The following is a 1,928-nucleotide window of genomic DNA, read 5'->3' as shown; positions in this document are numbered from 1 at the left end:
GCACGTCGAACCCGTCGGGGGTTGGGAACCCATCGGACAGCAGCGCCAGAACGCGGTCCGGCAGCAGTCGGTCGCGCACTCGTTCGACCCCCTGAAGCCGAATACGGTAAGTTCCCGCGGGCAGGGAGGGTTCATCCGTCAGGCGGATTTCGGGCAGGATCAGCCCGTAGCTGCTGGCAATATGCTTGCGCATATTTGCAATGCGGGTGTCGAGGCCCGTTGCAGGATCCAACACCATTGCGATCAGATCCAGCGCGAACTCGATGTGGATATCGTCAAAATCAAGAACATCACCAAGGCGCGCTTCGGATGCCAATCCGGCAGGTTCATCCGCTTCTTTCGTTGTTCGCGCTGCAGCGCCGGCAACCCAATACGCCGATGCGCCAAGAATCAAAGCCGCAAGAATGAACGGCAGGAATGGAAGGCCGGGAATCAGGGCAAAAAGTGCCATCAGAACCGCGACGGTTGCGAGAGCGCCAGGGTATCTGCCCAATTGGGCAAAGAACGAGACATCCGCCGCCCCCGTCGTGCCGCCGCGCGCCAAAAGCAGTGCGGCGGCGATTGAGATGATGACGGCGGGGATTTGGCTTACCAAACCGTCGCCGACGGTCAATATCGCATAGGTTTCAAAGGCTTGGCCAATAGGCATCCCGTGGACCAAAGTACCCATTACCAGCCCAATGACGATATTGAGCAAAGTGATGAGCAGACCAGCAACGGCATCGCCCTTCACGAATTTTGAGGCGCCATCGAGCGAACCAAAAAAGTTGGTTTCGGCCAGTTCAGTTTCGCGCCGGGCTTTCGCTTCGGCATGGTCAATGGCACCGGCGGACATATCGCTGTCGATCGCCAATTGTTTGCCGGGCATGCCATCAAGTGCAAACCGCGCCCCGACTTCGGCCATACGACCCGCGCCTTTCGTGATAACCATGAAGTTCACGATCAACAGAACACAGAAAATCACGACGCCCAAAAGCACCGATCCGCCCATGATGAAATTTGCAAAACCCTCGATCACATTTCCCGCCGCGGCGGTGCCGGTGTGACCTTGCCCGATAATCAGTTTTGTCGAGGATACGTTGAGCGACAGCCGCAACATGAGCGACGCCAACAAAACCGTTGGGAACGCCGAAAAATCGAGTGGCCGCTCTATGAACAACGTTACCGTGAACATCAGGATCGCCAAGGCGAATGAAAGCGCAAGACCGAGATCGAGCATCCAGGCGGGAACCGGCAACACCATCATCACGATCACGCCCATCAGCGCCAAGGCCATCAGGATCGTCGGCTGGAACATGGACCGCAGGGTGAGGCCGCTCATCGAACCGCTCCGATCAATGGCTGTCTGGGTTTCGTCCGTTGGAGCAGGGGGCCCTGAGCAGCGACAAGGCTGAAGCGCCGGGCAGCGCGCTCAGGCGCAATCTCAACCGCAGGGGAGGCAGTCCGCCGTACCGCGCGTTCGGCAAACATGGTTTCCAGCCGCTGGACATAAACCTCGGCGCGCGCGGCGTCACGGGAATGATAATGGCCGACGGCCTGGCGCCAATCACCCGTTTCGCGCATCAGGGTTTGCAGGAACTCTGCCGCATAGACAGCATTTAGTTCCGGGGTCAGCATCGCGGAAACGGAGGTGAAGCCTGCGGAATGCCAGTGGAAATTCACCTGAAAACAGCCAAGGTCAAAATTCCGAATGCCGTGCCGCAACAAATCTTCGGCAAATGCCAATGCCATCGCACTATCCGGGAACCAATGGCCCTGGCCTTGGGCTTGTACTGTCCATGGCCAGGCGGCTGGCTTAGAGCCTGCAGCTTCGCCGCGCCCGGTTTCGGCGAGGGTGATCGCTTGCAAAATCGCGACAGGTACACCGGTTTGATCGGCAGCAAAAATCGCCGCGCGGTCGCAAATACCAGTTTCGTCAGCCGAGGTGA

At 58.6% G+C, this 1,928-nt stretch carries 2 protein-coding genes; both read right to left on the bottom strand.

Annotated elements, in window-relative coordinates; genetic code table 11:
* Nucleotides 1-1,321, bottom strand: a 1,321-nt coding sequence (locus L0H65_RS19165) for an FHIPEP family type III secretion protein (protein WP_301460786.1), incomplete at its 3' end; no start/stop codon positions are given.
* Nucleotides 1,318-1,928, bottom strand: a 611-nt coding sequence (locus L0H65_RS19160; RefSeq protein ID WP_301460785.1) for a transglycosylase SLT domain-containing protein, incomplete at its 5' end; no start/stop codon positions are given. The genes L0H65_RS19165 and L0H65_RS19160, both read right to left, overlap by 4 nt.

Origin of the sequence: Pseudorhodobacter sp., from assembly GCF_030452865.1 — a bacterium.
Lineage (GTDB): Bacteria > Pseudomonadota > Alphaproteobacteria > Rhodobacterales > Rhodobacteraceae > Pseudorhodobacter.
The sequence above is the reverse complement of the archived record's forward strand: the minus strand, read 5'-3'. Positions and strand labels throughout refer to the sequence as shown.